The organism is Planctomycetia bacterium, from assembly GCA_021413845.1.
Lineage (GTDB): Bacteria > Planctomycetota > Planctomycetia > Pirellulales > PNKZ01 > PNKZ01.
Map to the genome: position 1 here is coordinate 1 of JAIOPP010000056.1, position 13882 is coordinate 13882.

Here is a 13882-nt window from a genome sequence, read left to right on the forward strand (position 1 = left end):
CGACCTTCACCACCTGGAAGCGGCGTGCCAGGGCGGGGTCGCGTTCCACGTATTTCTTGTACTCGGCCCAGGTGGTGGCCGCGATGGTCCGCATCTCGCCGCGCGCCAGGGCGGGCTTCAGCAGATTGGCTGCGTCCCCCTGGCCCTCGGTCCCCCCCGCGCCGATCAGGGTGTGGGCCTCGTCGATGAACATGATGATCGGCTTCTCGGACGACTGCACTTCTTCGATCACCTGCTTCAAGCGATTCTCGAATTCTCCCTTCATGCTCGCGCCGGCTTGCAGCAAGCCGACGTCGAGCGTGCGCAAGCTGACGTCGCGCAACGACGGGGGCACGTCGCCGGCGGCGATCCGCAGCGCGAAGCCCTCGACGACGGCCGTCTTGCCGACGCCGGCCTCGCCCGTCAGGATCGGGTTGTTCTGCTTGCGGCGCATGAGGATATCGACGACTTGCCGAATCTCCTCGTCGCGACCGACGATCGGGTCGATCTCTCCCTTGCGGGCCTGCTCGGTCAGGTCGACCGTGAACTGCGCGAGTGCTTGTTGTTTCCCCATTTGCGCCGGCGACATCGCCCCGGAAGCTTCTCCCGGCGCCGCTCCGCCGCTGAGGCCCGAGCCGTCGGTGGCCTTCAGGCCCGACTCCGGCGAGCCGCCGACGACTTCGTCGAACTTCTCGGCCAGCGTTTCGACCTTGATCTTGTCGAACTCCTTCGAGATGCCGACGAGCGCGTTGCGCAGATGCTTCGTCTTCAACATGCCGAGAATCAGGTGACCGGTGCGAACTTGGCTATCGCCTAAGAGGAGCGTGGCGTAGACCCAACCCCGCTCGACCGCTTCATCGACATGCGACGAAAGATCGGAGATCGACGAAGCGCCGCGCGGCAGCCGATCGAGGCTGTCGGTGAAGTCTTTCACGATCCGAGACGGATCGAGATTGAACTGCCGGATGATCCGGTGCAAGTCGGAGTCTTGCAGCTGCAGCACTTGATGCAGCCAATGCACGAGCTCGACATAAGGGTTGCCGCGCAGCTTGCAGAACGTCGTCGCGCTCTCGATCGCGCGGTAGCCGACGCTGTTTAATTTGCCGAACAGTTTCGATCGACTGATTTCACTCACGGGACGGACCTCTCGGATTTATCGGAACGGTATTTCGGATAAGGGCGTATTTAGACTTCGCAGTTAGGTTTCGTAGCTTGGCTTCTTAGCTGGACATCGCGGATAGTTTTAGAGCGGATAGTTTAGAATTGTTTCGGATCGCTAGCGAGCGGGGCGGCGTTAGGCGGCGTCGAGCCCTCGGCTGAGGACGAGGTCGCGGGCATCTTCGCCCGGCTTGCGACGGCCGAGCCAAGTGGTCCAGCCGAGTTTGCCTTGCCGGCCGAGCGTCAGCCGCGGAATTTCCTCGCTCTTGAGCGTGAGCCGCACGTCCCAACGCAGCGTCAGGCCGACGTAGTTGCGGATCACGTCTTTCAGGCGCGTGAGCGTGGCCCCGCCGGGGAGCAAGCGGTTGTAGTCGGCGAAGTTCATCGGGCCGAGATCCAAGCGAAACGTCTGCCGCCGATCCCACACGCGCGTCCCGAGGATCGCGCTCGAGCCGAGCGTGGCGCAGGCGCGATCGACCCCGAGCTTGAGCCGACAATCGGCCGGCAAGTCGAGCCAATGGCCGACGAACTCTTCGAGCTTGGCCGGCACGCGCAGAAACGAGCCGACGATCGCGCACAGGCCGACTGCGTGGCGCGTTTGCGCGGAAAGATGGCCGACGAAATGGAGCTTCGTATGGTCGGGCATCGCATCGCGATTGCGGAGCGACGGCACGCCGATCCCCATCAGCGAACCGGCGTACGTGGCGAAGCGATCGCTTTCCGGACGATCGAACTGCACTGTCGGCTGGGAATCGGCCCAAGCGCGATAGAAGTACGTGGCGAAGCGATGATGAAAGACGTCGAAGAAGCGGGCGATCGTTTGGTCGCGATTGCGGAGGATCCGTTCGTAAGCGAACTCGGTGAGATGCAGCGGCAGCGGGCCGTTGGCGCCGAGCAGACCGAAGAAATAGGTCTGCAAGCGCCACACCTCGGCATCGCCGAGCTTCTGGAACGACGCCAAGGTCGAGGGGGCGAAAGCCATCGTCGGCACTTGGCCGATGCGCAGCGACTCGTCGCGCGGGCGCGCAGAGTAGCCGATCCGCGGTTGATTGCGGAACGTCGCTTCCAGGCGGCGCAAAGTCTGGTAGAAGCCGAATCGAAAAGGCTCGGCTTCGAGGCTTTGCAACCAACCTAGATCAGGTGCTTTCGTCCGATGCTCGCCGGCCATCGCATGATCTCGCCACGTTCCGTGGTGCGCAGAATCGTTTCGGTGAATGAATTGATCGAGACGTACTTCGTGAAAAACTCCGCCAACACGCCCCCCAACAAGAACACGCCCGCTCCGGCGTAGTTCGACTCGTCGCAAGTGAGCGTGATTTCCAAACCTCGGCCGAACGTCATCGGGCCCGGCATCGGCAACCGCCGCGTGACGGGCTTCGACTCGACCTTCTGCAACCCTTCGACTTGCTTCAACTGGTCCGCTTCGTAAATGTCGGCATAGAGCTTCAGCAACTCGCGCAGCGCGGTCGCTCCCCCTTGTCCCTCGTTGCCGACGAGCGACAAGTAGTTCAACGACAGATGGTTGATGAGCCGCCAAATGTGCGCGCCGGAGACGAAGTCGTGGGCGGGAATCGGCTCGGTCGGGCCCGCGACGCAACGGATCGACTTCACCGGAGCGCCGATCTCGAGCGTGAAATCGGTCGCCCCTTTGCCGACCGACATCATCAGCGGCAAGTCGCGATTCGTGCAGAGCAGCATCAGATCGAGCTGATTGAGCCCGTGGCCGTGAGGCGCTTGCCGACCATCGACGAGCGACAGATACAACTCGCTGCCGATATAGCTGGTGCGAGGGCCGGCGCGCTTTTGCTTCGACGACAACGGCCGGGGGACCCGACGCTGCGCGTAGTACGCCGTTTGCGATTCGGCCGGCTCCGTAGCGACGTCGCTCATCGAGTAAAACGAACGAAACGCCATGGGCTTCGGATCGTCTTCGGAATAGCCGGTCGCCTTCGTGACGCGGAAGACCTCGAGATCCATCGGCCGCGTTCGATCCGGCACGACTTGATACTCGTGATCTTGACGATTCAGATGAATGCGATCGGCCCGATGCGGAAACAGATTGATTGCCGGAGTGCAGAACAGGCCGAAGTTGGACGGATCGACGACGTTCTCCAACATCGGCTCGGCCCGGTTGAAGAGCACCACGATTTCCAACATCGACTCTTTGCACTTGCGCACGGCCGGCGCCAGGCCGGTGAGCTCGAAGAACATGAACCGCTGGAAGAACGCGAAGTATTCCTGCAGCAGGCGATAGCCCTGAAACGATTCGGCCGTAACCGGGAGGAGCGCTTGCGCGTCGTCGAAGCCGAGCCGGCGGATCGACGACTTATCGAGGATCTCATGCCAGGCATTGCCGACCGGCCGGACGAGCACGGCGTCGCAAGCGGCGAAGATCTGTTCATAGAGCCGCATGGCCCGTTGCTCGCCGCCGCGCACGAAGATCGGCAGCCGATCTAAGGCGAGCTTATCGAACGTCAGGCCGGCGGTCGTGCGGAGGCGAAGGCGAACCCCGGCCTTCGCCTTTTGCAGCTTGCTCGGCAGCGAGATGTTGGAAACGTCGCGGCTGAAGTAGTCGGCCTGCGTGAGCTCGATGGGCCACAAGGTCGTGTCGTGCGCGGTGCGGTATTCGCAGGCCGTTTGATCTCCCTTGCCGAGCACGCTGCGTAGCGCGGTCGCGCGCGGCACGACATACCCTTCCGCCAACGCCCCTTCCGTCAGATCCGGCCGCATCTCGACGACCGTCATCGACGGCGTCGGGCAGAGGTAATGCGGATACGTCATCTCCAGCAAGTGCTGCGTGAAGCGCGGGAACTCGCCGTCGAGCTTGAGCTGCACGCGGGCCGAAAGGAACGCGAAGCCTTCGAGCAAGCGCTCGACGTAGGGATCGGCACACTCAAACGCTTCGAGCCCGAGCCGGCCGGCGATCTTCGGGAACTCGCGCGCAAACTCGCTTCCCATCTCACGGATGTATTGGAGTTCGCTGTTGTAGAATTTGAGAAACTGCGGATCCATCGGCTCATCGCAACCTCGCGCGCTCGGCGCGACCGTTACTTCTGCTCCTTCACGGTGACGGTGCCGGTATCCAGATCGACTTCGGTGCGCAAATACAATCGCAAGGGAATCGGCTGCGCCCAAAGCTCCCCTTCGATTTCGATCGCGAGCGACTTCTTGCTCATTTCCGAATCGCTTTTCGCGGCCCGCACGACGACCGAATCGTGCAAGATGCGCGGCTCGAAATCGTAGACCGCTTGCCTCACGCGCTTCTCGAGCTTCGCGAGGTTCGTGCCCGAGAGGGTCGTGCCGGAAAGGGCCGGCACGCCGAAGTTGACGACCGAGCGCTTGACGTGCGGATACGCATCGAGGTCTTCGAGGTTTTCCAAACTCTCGCAATTGAGCAACCACGCGAGATCGCGCAGCACCAACTCGCGCAGCTTCTGCATGGCGAACACGCGCTGCTCCCGCGACTCGACGCGCGACGTCGGATCGTCGTCGATCAGGCGATCGAGCAACGAGGGTTGCAGACGTTCTTTTTGCGTGAGTTCGGCCATGAGATGCGATCCGTCATGCTCTCGGTCGCCCGCCTGCGCTAGGAGGTCTTGGCGGGAGCGTCGAAGAGAATTTGTTCGACATCGAACAAGGAGTATTCGTTTTCGTCGGTCGAGAGAAGTCGTTGTCCGAGCCCGTAGAAGATTTCCGGGGCTTGTTCTTGCCATTCGGTTTTACGCGCGAGGCGAATCAGATCGTCGGCCGCGGATTCCGAGCCCGGATAACGGGCCGGGACGAAGCCGACCGCTTCGCCGCCGTTCGTCCATTGGAAATGCGCCGGCAACCAAACGACGTCGCGCAGATCGGTCGGCTTTTCGAAATCGACCCGCATCAGCCGCAGCATCGGGATCCAATAATACTTCCCGTTCACGACCGCTTCGAGAATCGGCCCGAGCCGCGAATCGGCATCGGCGATCCACTCGAACGGCACCTTCGGGTTCACGTCGGAATCCTTCGCCGTGGTCTTTTCGTCCGTCGGCTTGCGAACCTTGAGCTTGCCGGGCGAGGCGGGGACGTCTTCGAGCGCTTGGTTGCGAAGCTGCTGAGCTTCGGCATGCTTGCCGGCTCCGGCCAGCCGCGCCGCTTCCATGACGAGCGCCATCCACGGCTCCGGCTCGCCGAAGAACAGCGGCGAGCGCTCGCCGGCGAACACCTGCTTGCGCAGCGCTTCGCATTGAATCAACTCTTGATAGGTCTGCCCGAGCGAGAGACACTCCGGGTCCATATCGCGCGCGACGTTGAGCTGCGTCAGCGCGCGGTCCCAATCTCCCATCACGGCGGCCAGCTGGAACATGTAGACGCGATGCTTCGCTTGGGCCGGTTCTTTACGAACTTCGGCCTTGAGCGCTTCGAGGGCGCGAGCGAGATCGGCGTTGCGAAGCGCTTCCTGCGACGACATACGGCGAGTCCTTCCCGATGGTTGCGAAGCCGAAGCCGGCTACGGCGAAGCGAGATCGAATCCAATCAGTCGAGCGGGCCGTTACTTCCAGCCGCTCGGCGTCCAGTCTTTGCTTTCTTGCTGGTCCCAACCGCGCGGACCGTACGTCTGATACGTCTTGCCGTCGGTCGAGGAATCGTAGGCCATCGCGATCTGGTTGTACCAGAAACTCAGCGACTCCGAGGCCCGATCGGACGCGCTGCCGTCGATGCTCCACGACTTCAACAGGGCCTTGCCGAAGCGAATCTTGAGATACGCCTTGATCGTTCCTTTGGAATCCTGATCGCCGTAGGCCCGGGGCTCGACGAACGCGATGTCGACGACGAACGGCGTGTTCGCCTCGCCGCTGGCGCGCTGCTTGATGGCCGTATACATTAGATCGACGGTCGAGATGTCGGCCGTCTTGGTGCAAGTGAACTCTTGCGTGTCCCCTTTGCCGGTCTCGATGTCGTTGCCGCCGCCCCGCTTGGCTTGCTCGATCTTCCGCTCGGTGCCGAAACTGAAGTTTTCGAGCGTGATCCAATTCTCGTAGCCGGGAAATTTGCAGTCTCCCTTGATCTCGTTGATTTTCATCAAGATCATCGGATCGAATCCCTCTTTCCGAAAGAGACGGCGACGTCACGACGTAGGGGTCGGCCGCGAAATGAAACGCGAGGCGCAGCGTCGAAACGGTTTTTCGACGCTGCGCCCGCGATGATGTCGAACGAAAACTTCCGCCCGAAGCTTACTTGATCAGCTTCCCGCCCTTGGAGTCGTAGCTTTCGACCGAGCCCGGGAGACCAGGTCCGTCGTCGCCGGTGTCTTTGACCCACGGACGGCTTTGGACGTGATCCCAGCAGCACTCTTGTTGCTTGGTGAAGATCTTGCCGTCGGTCGTGGCGAAATAGGTGAAGGCGATCTTGTTGTACCACAGCGCGACGTCTTCGGTCGGGCGACCGTCGGCATCGCCGCTCATCGTCCAGCTCTTGATGAAGGTGTTGTGCAGCTTGAACATCAAGAACACGACGTTCCCTTGCTCTTCGCCGATCGTGATCGCTTCGACGAACTTGATTTCGACCGTGCCGACCGAGGAGCCGCTGATCGCCTTACGAGCCAAGAAGGTCGAGATCGCGTCCATGCTCTTGCTGATCGTGCACTCTTGCAACTCGCCGACGCCGAGCGTCACGTCCGCAGTGCCCGACTTGGCGCTGTCGGAAAGTTCGCGCTGCACGCCGAAGCTGAAGCTCTCGGCCGTGAAGTAGCCTTTCTTCTCGCCGGAATCGGAAGTGAATCCCGGGATCTGGCAGTCGCCCTTGTGGTTTTCGATAGTGATGAGAATCATCGTTAATCCTTTGCTGTACTAAAAGACCGATCGCTCGGATCCCGCTACCCTTAATAAACCGATTTCTCGACTCGCGCAACGGAATTAAAATAGAGTGTCGAAAAACATCTCGTCAACTTGCGGCGGCCCTCGGCGCTCGGATTTTTCCCGAACGCCGAGGTGCCGGCATTAACCCGCCGGAAGCTTCGACGTGAGTCGGAGCGAGACGGTGAGACCTTCCAATTGGTAGTGCGGACGAAGGAAGAACTTCGACGCGTAATAGCCGGGATTCGCCGGATCCGGCTCGACGACGACCTTCGCCTCGGCCAACGGACGACGAGCCTTATCTTCTTGGCTGGCAACGCCCGGGTTCGGTTCCACATAGCGGTTGATCCAGCTTTGCAGCCAGTTCGCCAGCGAAGTCTGATCTTGGAACGAGCCGATTTTGTCTCGCACCATGCACTTCAGATAGTGCGCGAAACGGCAAGTGGCGAACAAGTACGGCAGCCGGGCCGAAAGCTGAGCGTTGGCCGAAGCATCCGGGTTGTCGTATTCCTGCGGCTTCTGCAACGACTGCGCGCCGATGAAGGCCGCGAAATCGCTGTTCTTCTTGTGGATCAAAGGCATGAACCCGGCCTTCGCTAGTTCCGCTTCGCGACGATCGGCGATCGCGATTTCCGTCGGGCACTTCATATCGACGCCGCCGTCGTCGGACGGGAACGTGTGCGTCGGCAAGCCTTCGACCGCTCCGCCCGACTCGATGCCGCGAATCGTCGTACACCAGCCGTAGAGTTTGAACGCGCGGGTAATGTTCGTCGCCATCGCATAGGCGGCGTTCGTCCAACAATACTTCGAGTGATCGCCCCCTTCGGTCTCTTCTTCGAAGTTGAACTCTTCGACAGGGCTGGTCTTCGAACCGTACGGCACGCGCGATAAGAACCGCGGCATGCACAGGCCGAGGTAGCGCGCGTCGTCCGACTCGCGCAGCGAGCGCCACGAGGCATACTCGGCCGTCGAGAAGATCTTCGTCAGATCGCGCGGGTTGCTAAGCTCTTGCCAGCTTTCCATCTGCATCACGCTCGGTGCGGCGCCGGTGATCATCGGCGTATGCGCGGCCGCGCAAACCTGCATCATTTCGGTCAGCAAAGCGACGTCGGGCGGGCTGTGGTCGAAGTGGTAATCGGCCGTGAGGCAGCCGTAGGGCTCGCCGCCGAACTGGCCGTATTCTTCTTCATAGACGCGTTTGAAGATCGGGCTCTGATCCCAGGCCGTCCCCTTGAACTTCTTCATCGTCTTGCCGAGTTCCTTCTTCGAGATGTTGAAGACCTTGATCTTCAACAGTTCGTCGGTCTCGGTGTTGGTCACCAAGTGGTGCAGACCGCGCCAGGCGCTTTCGAGTTGTTGAAAGTCGGCGTGGTGCAGCACGAGGTTGACTTGTTCGGTCAACTTCTTGTCGATCGCGGCGATCATCGCCGTGATCGAAGCGATCGCGTCGTCGGAGACTACGCCGGATTTTTCCAAGGCTTGTTGAGCCAAGGTCTTCACGGCGTTCTCGATCGCTTCCTTAGCCTGAGTCGATTGCGGCTTGAACTCTTTGCTTAAGAGCGAAGAGAACTCGCTCGTTTCCGTCGTCGTGGTCGTCGTCGTTTGACCAACTGCCTGATTCGCATCCGTTGACATTCGGTTACCTCTTCCCGATTAGAATTTCTGGTGTTTCGTGGGACGAACGCGAGACTATTTCGCCTCAGCGTCACCCGGCTTCGCGCCTGCGACGAGCGATTGCAACAAGGCGGGATCTTGCAGCGCCTTGGAGATGAGTTGCTCGGCGCCGGCCTTGCCGTCCATATACGTGAGCAAGTTGGCGAGTTGCGTGCGGGTTTCGAGCAGCTTGCGGAGCGGCTCGACCTTCCGCGCGACCGCGGCCGGCGAGAAGTCGTCCATGCTGTCGAACGTCACGTCGACCATCAGATTGCCTTCGCCCGTCAATGTGTTCGGCACGGTGAACGCGGCCCGCGGCTTCATCGACTTCATCCGATCGTCGAAGTTGTCGACGTCGATCTCGAGGAACTTCCGATCGGCCACGGCCGGCATTTCGTCCGCCGACTTGCCCGACAGATCCGACAACACGCCCATCACGAACGGGAGCTGGATCACCTTCTGCGCACCGTACACTTCCACGTCGTACTCGATCTGCACGCGAGGGGCCCGATTGCGTGCGACGAACTTCTGGCCGCTACCTTTTCCCATAACACTTAGCTCCTAAGAGGCATTCATCGAAGGGATCGAACCGAATCGTCGGGCTTCGAGTGAACGTGAAAGACGGTCTGTATCGAAACGATAGGGATATGTATCGAGGCTGCTAATAGTCGTTGGCGGAATTGTGAAACACCGGCGGCGGCGGTGGCGGAGGAGCCGACGCGGCGGCCGGGGCCTTCGCCGATTGCTTGGCGGCCGAAGCGGCTGCGGCAGCCGATGCAGCGACCGATGCCGCCGCGATCTGCGTGTATTCGTCGCTCGTCATGCCGCCCAAGCTCTCGGCTTGGCTGAGCCCGTCGGGAGAAATGTCGCGCAAGATTTCTAAGAAGCTCTTCGTCGAGAGCCGCATCGCCCGACGGAGCAACAACGGCAACGGGCTCGACGGCTCGTAGCGCTCGAAATACTTACAGACTTTCTCGATGGCCCGAATCGCGTCGTCGCGAGTCGCGATGTCCGCGTCCCAGTTCTGCACGACGACTCGCGTTTCTCGGCCGCTGCCGCTCGGCGCCGAGTCCTCGTCGTCCGACGAGCCATCGATGTCGGCATCCACATCGGCCGCCGGTTCGTCGGCATCGAGCGAAGCGCCTCGTCGGCCGAGGCGTTCGACGAGGATCTTCCGAATGCCGTCGAGTTCTTTCACGGCGGCATCGAGACTGCGCGAGTTTCCCGCGCCGACTTGCTTCGTCAGCGCGACTTCGATCGCTTTGACGTATTCGACGGCGTCGGTCACCGCTTGCGTGTTCTTTTTCAGTTGTTCGAGATCGCAATCGGCGAACGCCGCGTCGATGAGCGCCGGTTTCGGCTTCGTTTCGGACGGGCCGACGTGCGGGATTTCGCCCGTCGCAACCGCGAGATCGCGGCGCGAGAACTGCCCGGCGGCTCGCGAAGAGACGAGCGGCACGGTGCGCACGATGTTCAACATTGCGCCGTTGTCGCACAGCGTCGCGATCGTGTTGACGCGCATCGTCGGGTCGAGGTCGTCGTCGGGATCGAGCTGAGGATGCACCGAGTCCCAAAACTTTTCGATGAAGCTTTGCAACACGGCGAGGCTATCGCGAAACGCCGGCCAGCCGCTCGTTTTCAAAGCGGCCCGCGTCAGATATAAGCCGATGCGCAGATCGTGGGTTCGTTTGAGCAAGCCCACGGCCGCTTTGCCGACGTCGTCCCACTCGGGCTCTTTCGCTTCGATGATCGTCGAGCCGTACTGCTGCTCAGGCGTTCCCTGCGCGGCGCGCTCCATCTCGGCAAAGTCCGGATCGTATTCCAGATTTTCGCCCGACGGCGCATCCGGTGAAATCGGTCCCGTGAGGCTCTCGAGATCTATGGCGATCAATCCCTACGACCCTTTCAATAGAGTGTTCCGGCGCGCAATCGCCCGGTGGCTCGGGTGAGCCATGAGACCGCAAAGCTACCTTATCGGAAGGGCTGAGGCAAAGCAAACAAGCCGAATTCGCGGTCCAGGCGATTTTTCGGCTTTTGGGTTCCGCCTTGCCTGTCGCGCCCCTCGAATAGGTAATAACACCATCTGCGGAATGGCGCAACGGACCTATGTGAAAAAATCATCTCGATCTAAGTTGTTCGATGGATGCTCACGATCAAATTGACGGTAAGCTTCACGGCATCTAAATTCAAAAATCCCTCCCGCGACGATTCGGCCCGACCAGCCCCGGCGGCAATTGATGCACATCCCGCCGGGCGAACTGCCGATCATAGGGAAGCTCCGAAACTCATTGAGGCAGCCGGATCATGATCAACTTCCTGCTCAATATCTTGTTTCAACTCAAAGACTTGCCCGGATTCCGTTTCCTGGGTCCCTACTATTCCAACCTGTTCGGCAAAGTGCAGAGTGTTTTGGATAAGAAGGGGGATATGGAAGAAGAAATGGGGGGCATGCTGACCGGCGTAAAAGTCTTGAAGAACGCCCCGAAAGCCGCCATGGGGGCCAAAGGCTCGAAGAAACGGAACTAGCCGCGGCGACCTCGAACGACCCAAGGACGGATCCGTACGGTCGAGTTTCTTTGCATCTCTTCCGAATACCGTCTCCGAATATCGATGTTCGGCAGTGCCATGAAGTTAGAGCCGCCACTCGCAAACTTGATTGCCCGATGCCAGACGATTTGTGTGGCCGAGTGCTGTGGAGTGGATGCGTATGACTTTTCACCCATCCAGATCGCGTCATATCTGACGATGTATCGAGGAGCGCCGGATGACTCAGATGTTCAGACGTTACGCGGCCAAATCGACGCGTTGCGGGCGAATTACGGAGTTGCGGGTGCAAGTAGCCAAGGGGTGAGCCTTGAGGAGATGAATCAGGGATTTAGCGGCGAGCAGATAGAGGGACTTGCAAGCGAACTGTTGGCAAATCTAGACGTTGCCTTGAGCTTGATTGAGAAGAGTGAAGGACTACGATACAGAACCGCTTAACCATGCGCTGCAGCCAACGACGGCATCGCGTCACTTTTGCATCAGTGCGTCACCTGGCGGCCGCCGTTGAGTGTGGGGTGGCCGCTCCGCCTGGACGATCCCGTTCGACAGCCGAGCGAATTCCTGTCATCTTCTCTCCTGAATCGGTTTCTCTATATCATCGGGCCGAATGTCGAACAGAGATCGCCGGCGATATACCGTCGAAACCAACTTGGACGTGGGACGACTGAATGAGCGTGCATGAAATCACCACGGCCGTCTCAGGCACGACCTTTTTCTTTTGGCGCATGCACGTTCGCGAGGAATTGGGTCGGCCGTTCCAGCTCGATCTGGAAATGTTCTGCGAAAAGGCCGACGTCTCGGCCGAGAAAATGCTCGGCACCACGGCGACCTTGAAGATCACGAAGCCCGGCGGCGGCGAGCGCTATTTCAACGGTCTCGTCAGTCGCTTCGCCTATGCCGGCAACCGAGGCCGATACCAAGTCTATCACCTCACGCTCCGCCCCTGGCTCTGGTTCCTCACCCGCACCAGCGACTGCCGCATCTTCCAACAGATGAAGGTGCCCGACATTATCGAGAAGGTGTTTCGCGATAAGAACGGCTTCACCGACTTCAAACGTTCGCTGAGCGGCACCTATCGCAACTGGGAGTATTGCGTCCAGTATCGCGAAAGCGATTTCGACTTCGTTAGCCGGTTGATGGAGCAAGAAGGGATCTACTACTACTTCGAGCATGTGGACGGCAAACACACGCTCGTGCTCGCCGACTCTCCAAACGCCCACTCCACGATGGACGGCGGCGGCGAGCTCCCGTATCGGGGCGGCGGCGACGGCCGGATCGGCCAAGACCATCTCCACGAATGGCTCCGGTACCAAGAAGTGCAAACGGCAGCGTACGTCATTCAAGACTACGACTTCAAGAAACCCAAGGCCGACCTCGAAGTTCGTTCGCAGGTGACGCGGCAACATGCCTTAGCGTCGTACGAAGCCTACGACTATCCCGGCGAATACGTCGAGACGGCAGAAGGAACGGAATACGTCAAGGCACGGATCGAAGAACTGCAATCGCAACATCTGCGCGGCGTCGGCGTCGGCTCTTCCTACGATGTTGCGGTCGGCAAAAAGTTTAAGCTCGTCGACTTCGCCCGCGCCTCGGAAAACATCGAGTATCTCGTCGTCGCGGCCGACTACCAGATCGAGTCGGGCGAGGTCGAGCAGTTCTCCGCCGATTCGCAAAACCGCTTCGATGTGAAGCTCGAAACCATCGACGCCGCGCAGTCGTTTCGCGCGCGCCGCACCACGCAAAAGCCGGTCGTCGCCGGGCCGCAAACGGCCGTCGTCGTCGGCAAGTCGGGCGAAGAAATCTGGACCGATAATTACGGCCGCGTGAAGGTCCAGTTCTATTGGGACCGCGAAGGGAAGAACGACGAAAATAGTTCCTGCTGGATTCGGGTCGCGCAAGTTTGGGCCGGGAAAACCTGGGGCGCCATCCACATCCCGCGCATGGGCCAAGAGGTGATCGTCGAGTTTCTCGAAGGAGATCCCGACCGCCCGATCATCACCGGCCGAGTGTACAACAACGACGAGATGCCCCCTTACGCGCTCCCCGACAACGCCACGCAAAGCGGCATCAAGAGCCGATCGTCGAAGGAAGGGACCGCCGAAAACTTCAACGAGCTCCGCTTCGAAGATAAGAAGGGAGAAGAAGAGGTCTACTTCCACGCCGAGAAGAACTTCAATCGGGTCGTCGAAAACAACGACACCTTGAAAGTCGGCTTCATCAAGAAAGATAAGGGCGACCAGACGGTCGAGATTCACAACAACCAGAAGACGGTCATCGGCAACAGCGAATCGGAAGACGGCAGCCAAACGATCGAAGTCTGGAAGAACCGCACCGAGACCGTAAAAGAAGGGGACGAAACCGTCACCGTCTCGAAGGGGAATCGGGTCGTCACGATCAGCAAGGGAAACGAGACCCTGCTGGTTTCCGAAGGGAACCGCGAGGCGACCGTCAGCAAGGGGAACGACACCCTCACCGTGAGCACGGGCAACCTGACGATCAAGGTCGCCGCCGGCAAGGTGGAGATGGAAGCCGCGGTCTCGATCGAACTGAAGTGCGGCGCGAGCTCGATCAAGATCGAGCCGGCGAAGATTACGCTCCATGCGGCCGAGATCGCCGTAACGGGCGACGCTAAGGTCGCCGTCGCCGCCGCGATGGTCGACGTCAGCGGCTCGGGCATGGTGAAGATTGCGGGGGGCATCGTCAAAATCAACTGACGCGCA

The 13882-nt window shown here is 60.3% G+C and carries 13 protein-coding genes; 3 read left to right on the top strand and 10 right to left on the bottom strand.

Annotation, left to right across the window (positions count from 1 at the left end; all coding sequences use genetic code 11):
• From K8U03_09735 to tssA, 10 genes are all read right to left on the bottom strand, one after another.
• Positions 1 to 1114: AAA family ATPase (locus tag K8U03_09735; protein MCE9605166.1), on the bottom strand; the 1114-nt coding region annotated here is incomplete at its 3' end.
• A gap of 159 nt (positions 1115 to 1273) precedes the next feature.
• The gene (gene tssG, locus K8U03_09740; protein ID MCE9605167.1) at positions 1274 to 2305 is read right to left on the bottom strand and encodes a type VI secretion system baseplate subunit TssG; all 1032 of its coding nucleotides are present in this window, start codon (positions 2303 to 2305) and stop codon (positions 1274 to 1276) included.
• Entirely contained in the window at positions 2269 to 4149 is a 1881-nt protein-coding gene (tssF, locus tag K8U03_09745) for a type VI secretion system baseplate subunit TssF (GenBank protein ID MCE9605168.1), read from the bottom strand. The genes tssG and tssF overlap by 37 nt, the downstream gene beginning before the upstream one ends.
• 35 nt (positions 4150 to 4184) lie before the next feature.
• Positions 4185 to 4685, bottom strand: a complete 501-nt coding sequence (tssE, locus tag K8U03_09750; GenBank protein ID MCE9605169.1) for a type VI secretion system baseplate subunit TssE — start codon at positions 4683 to 4685, stop codon at positions 4185 to 4187.
• A gap of 38 nt (positions 4686 to 4723) precedes the next feature.
• Entirely contained in the window at positions 4724 to 5581 is an 858-nt protein-coding gene (locus K8U03_09755; protein MCE9605170.1) for a virulence protein SciE type, read from the bottom strand.
• Positions 5582 to 5662: 81 nt separating this feature from the next.
• Positions 5663 to 6202, bottom strand: coding sequence for a type VI secretion system tube protein Hcp (locus K8U03_09760; GenBank protein ID MCE9605171.1), 540 nt, complete (start codon positions 6200 to 6202; stop codon positions 5663 to 5665).
• Positions 6203 to 6344: 142 nt separating this feature from the next.
• Positions 6345 to 6941, bottom strand: coding sequence for a type VI secretion system tube protein Hcp (locus K8U03_09765; protein MCE9605172.1), 597 nt, complete (start codon positions 6939 to 6941; stop codon positions 6345 to 6347).
• A gap of 168 nt (positions 6942 to 7109) precedes the next feature.
• Positions 7110 to 8600: a type VI secretion system contractile sheath large subunit gene (gene tssC / locus K8U03_09770; GenBank protein ID MCE9605173.1), complete on the bottom strand. Its 1491-nt coding sequence runs from the start codon at positions 8598 to 8600 to the stop codon at positions 7110 to 7112.
• Positions 8601 to 8654: 54 nt separating this feature from the next.
• Positions 8655 to 9167, bottom strand: a complete 513-nt coding sequence (tssB, locus tag K8U03_09775) for a type VI secretion system contractile sheath small subunit (protein ID MCE9605174.1) — start codon at positions 9165 to 9167, stop codon at positions 8655 to 8657.
• Between the two features lie 112 nt (positions 9168 to 9279).
• On the bottom strand, positions 9280 to 10509 hold the full coding sequence (gene tssA / locus K8U03_09780) for a type VI secretion system protein TssA (protein MCE9605175.1): 1230 nt from the start codon (positions 10507 to 10509) through the stop codon (positions 9280 to 9282).
• Positions 10510 to 10922: 413 nt separating this feature from the next.
• Between tssA and K8U03_09785 the strand changes: the two genes are divergently transcribed.
• The 3 genes from K8U03_09785 to vgrG all read left to right on the top strand — a co-directional run bounded on the left by K8U03_09785 (position 10923) and on the right by vgrG (position 13876).
• The gene (locus tag K8U03_09785) at positions 10923 to 11144 is read left to right on the top strand and encodes a hypothetical protein (protein MCE9605176.1); all 222 of its coding nucleotides are present in this window, start codon (positions 10923 to 10925) and stop codon (positions 11142 to 11144) included.
• Positions 11145 to 11228: 84 nt separating this feature from the next.
• Entirely contained in the window at positions 11229 to 11600 is a 372-nt protein-coding gene (locus tag K8U03_09790) for a DUF6331 family protein (GenBank protein MCE9605177.1), read from the top strand.
• Between the two features lie 230 nt (positions 11601 to 11830).
• Positions 11831 to 13876: a type VI secretion system tip protein VgrG gene (gene vgrG, locus K8U03_09795; GenBank protein MCE9605178.1), complete on the top strand. Its 2046-nt coding sequence runs from the start codon at positions 11831 to 11833 to the stop codon at positions 13874 to 13876.
• Positions 13877 to 13882: the final 6 nt, after the last annotated feature.

Bases quoted from the DNA above. Each gene is read 5' to 3' on its own strand.
- tssC (MCE9605173.1), bottom strand. From the start codon at position 8,600: ATGTCAACGGATGCGAATCAGGCAGTTGGTCAAACGACGACGACCACG.
- vgrG (MCE9605178.1), top strand. From the start codon at position 11,831: ATGAGCGTGCATGAAATCACCACGGCCGTCTCAGGCACGACCTTTTTC.
- tssF (MCE9605168.1), bottom strand. From the start codon at position 4,149: ATGGATCCGCAGTTTCTCAAATTCTACAACAGCGAACTCCAATACATC.
- K8U03_09790 (MCE9605177.1), top strand. From the start codon at position 11,229: ATGTTCGGCAGTGCCATGAAGTTAGAGCCGCCACTCGCAAACTTGATT.
- tssG (MCE9605167.1), bottom strand. From the start codon at position 2,305: ATGGCCGGCGAGCATCGGACGAAAGCACCTGATCTAGGTTGGTTGCAA.
- K8U03_09760 (MCE9605171.1), bottom strand. From the start codon at position 6,202: ATGATCTTGATGAAAATCAACGAGATCAAGGGAGACTGCAAATTTCCC.
- tssE (MCE9605169.1), bottom strand. From the start codon at position 4,685: ATGGCCGAACTCACGCAAAAAGAACGTCTGCAACCCTCGTTGCTCGAT.
- tssB (MCE9605174.1), bottom strand. From the start codon at position 9,167: ATGGGAAAAGGTAGCGGCCAGAAGTTCGTCGCACGCAATCGGGCCCCT.
- K8U03_09765 (MCE9605172.1), bottom strand. From the start codon at position 6,941: ATGATTCTCATCACTATCGAAAACCACAAGGGCGACTGCCAGATCCCG.
- K8U03_09755 (MCE9605170.1), bottom strand. From the start codon at position 5,581: ATGTCGTCGCAGGAAGCGCTTCGCAACGCCGATCTCGCTCGCGCCCTC.
- K8U03_09785 (MCE9605176.1), top strand. From the start codon at position 10,923: ATGATCAACTTCCTGCTCAATATCTTGTTTCAACTCAAAGACTTGCCC.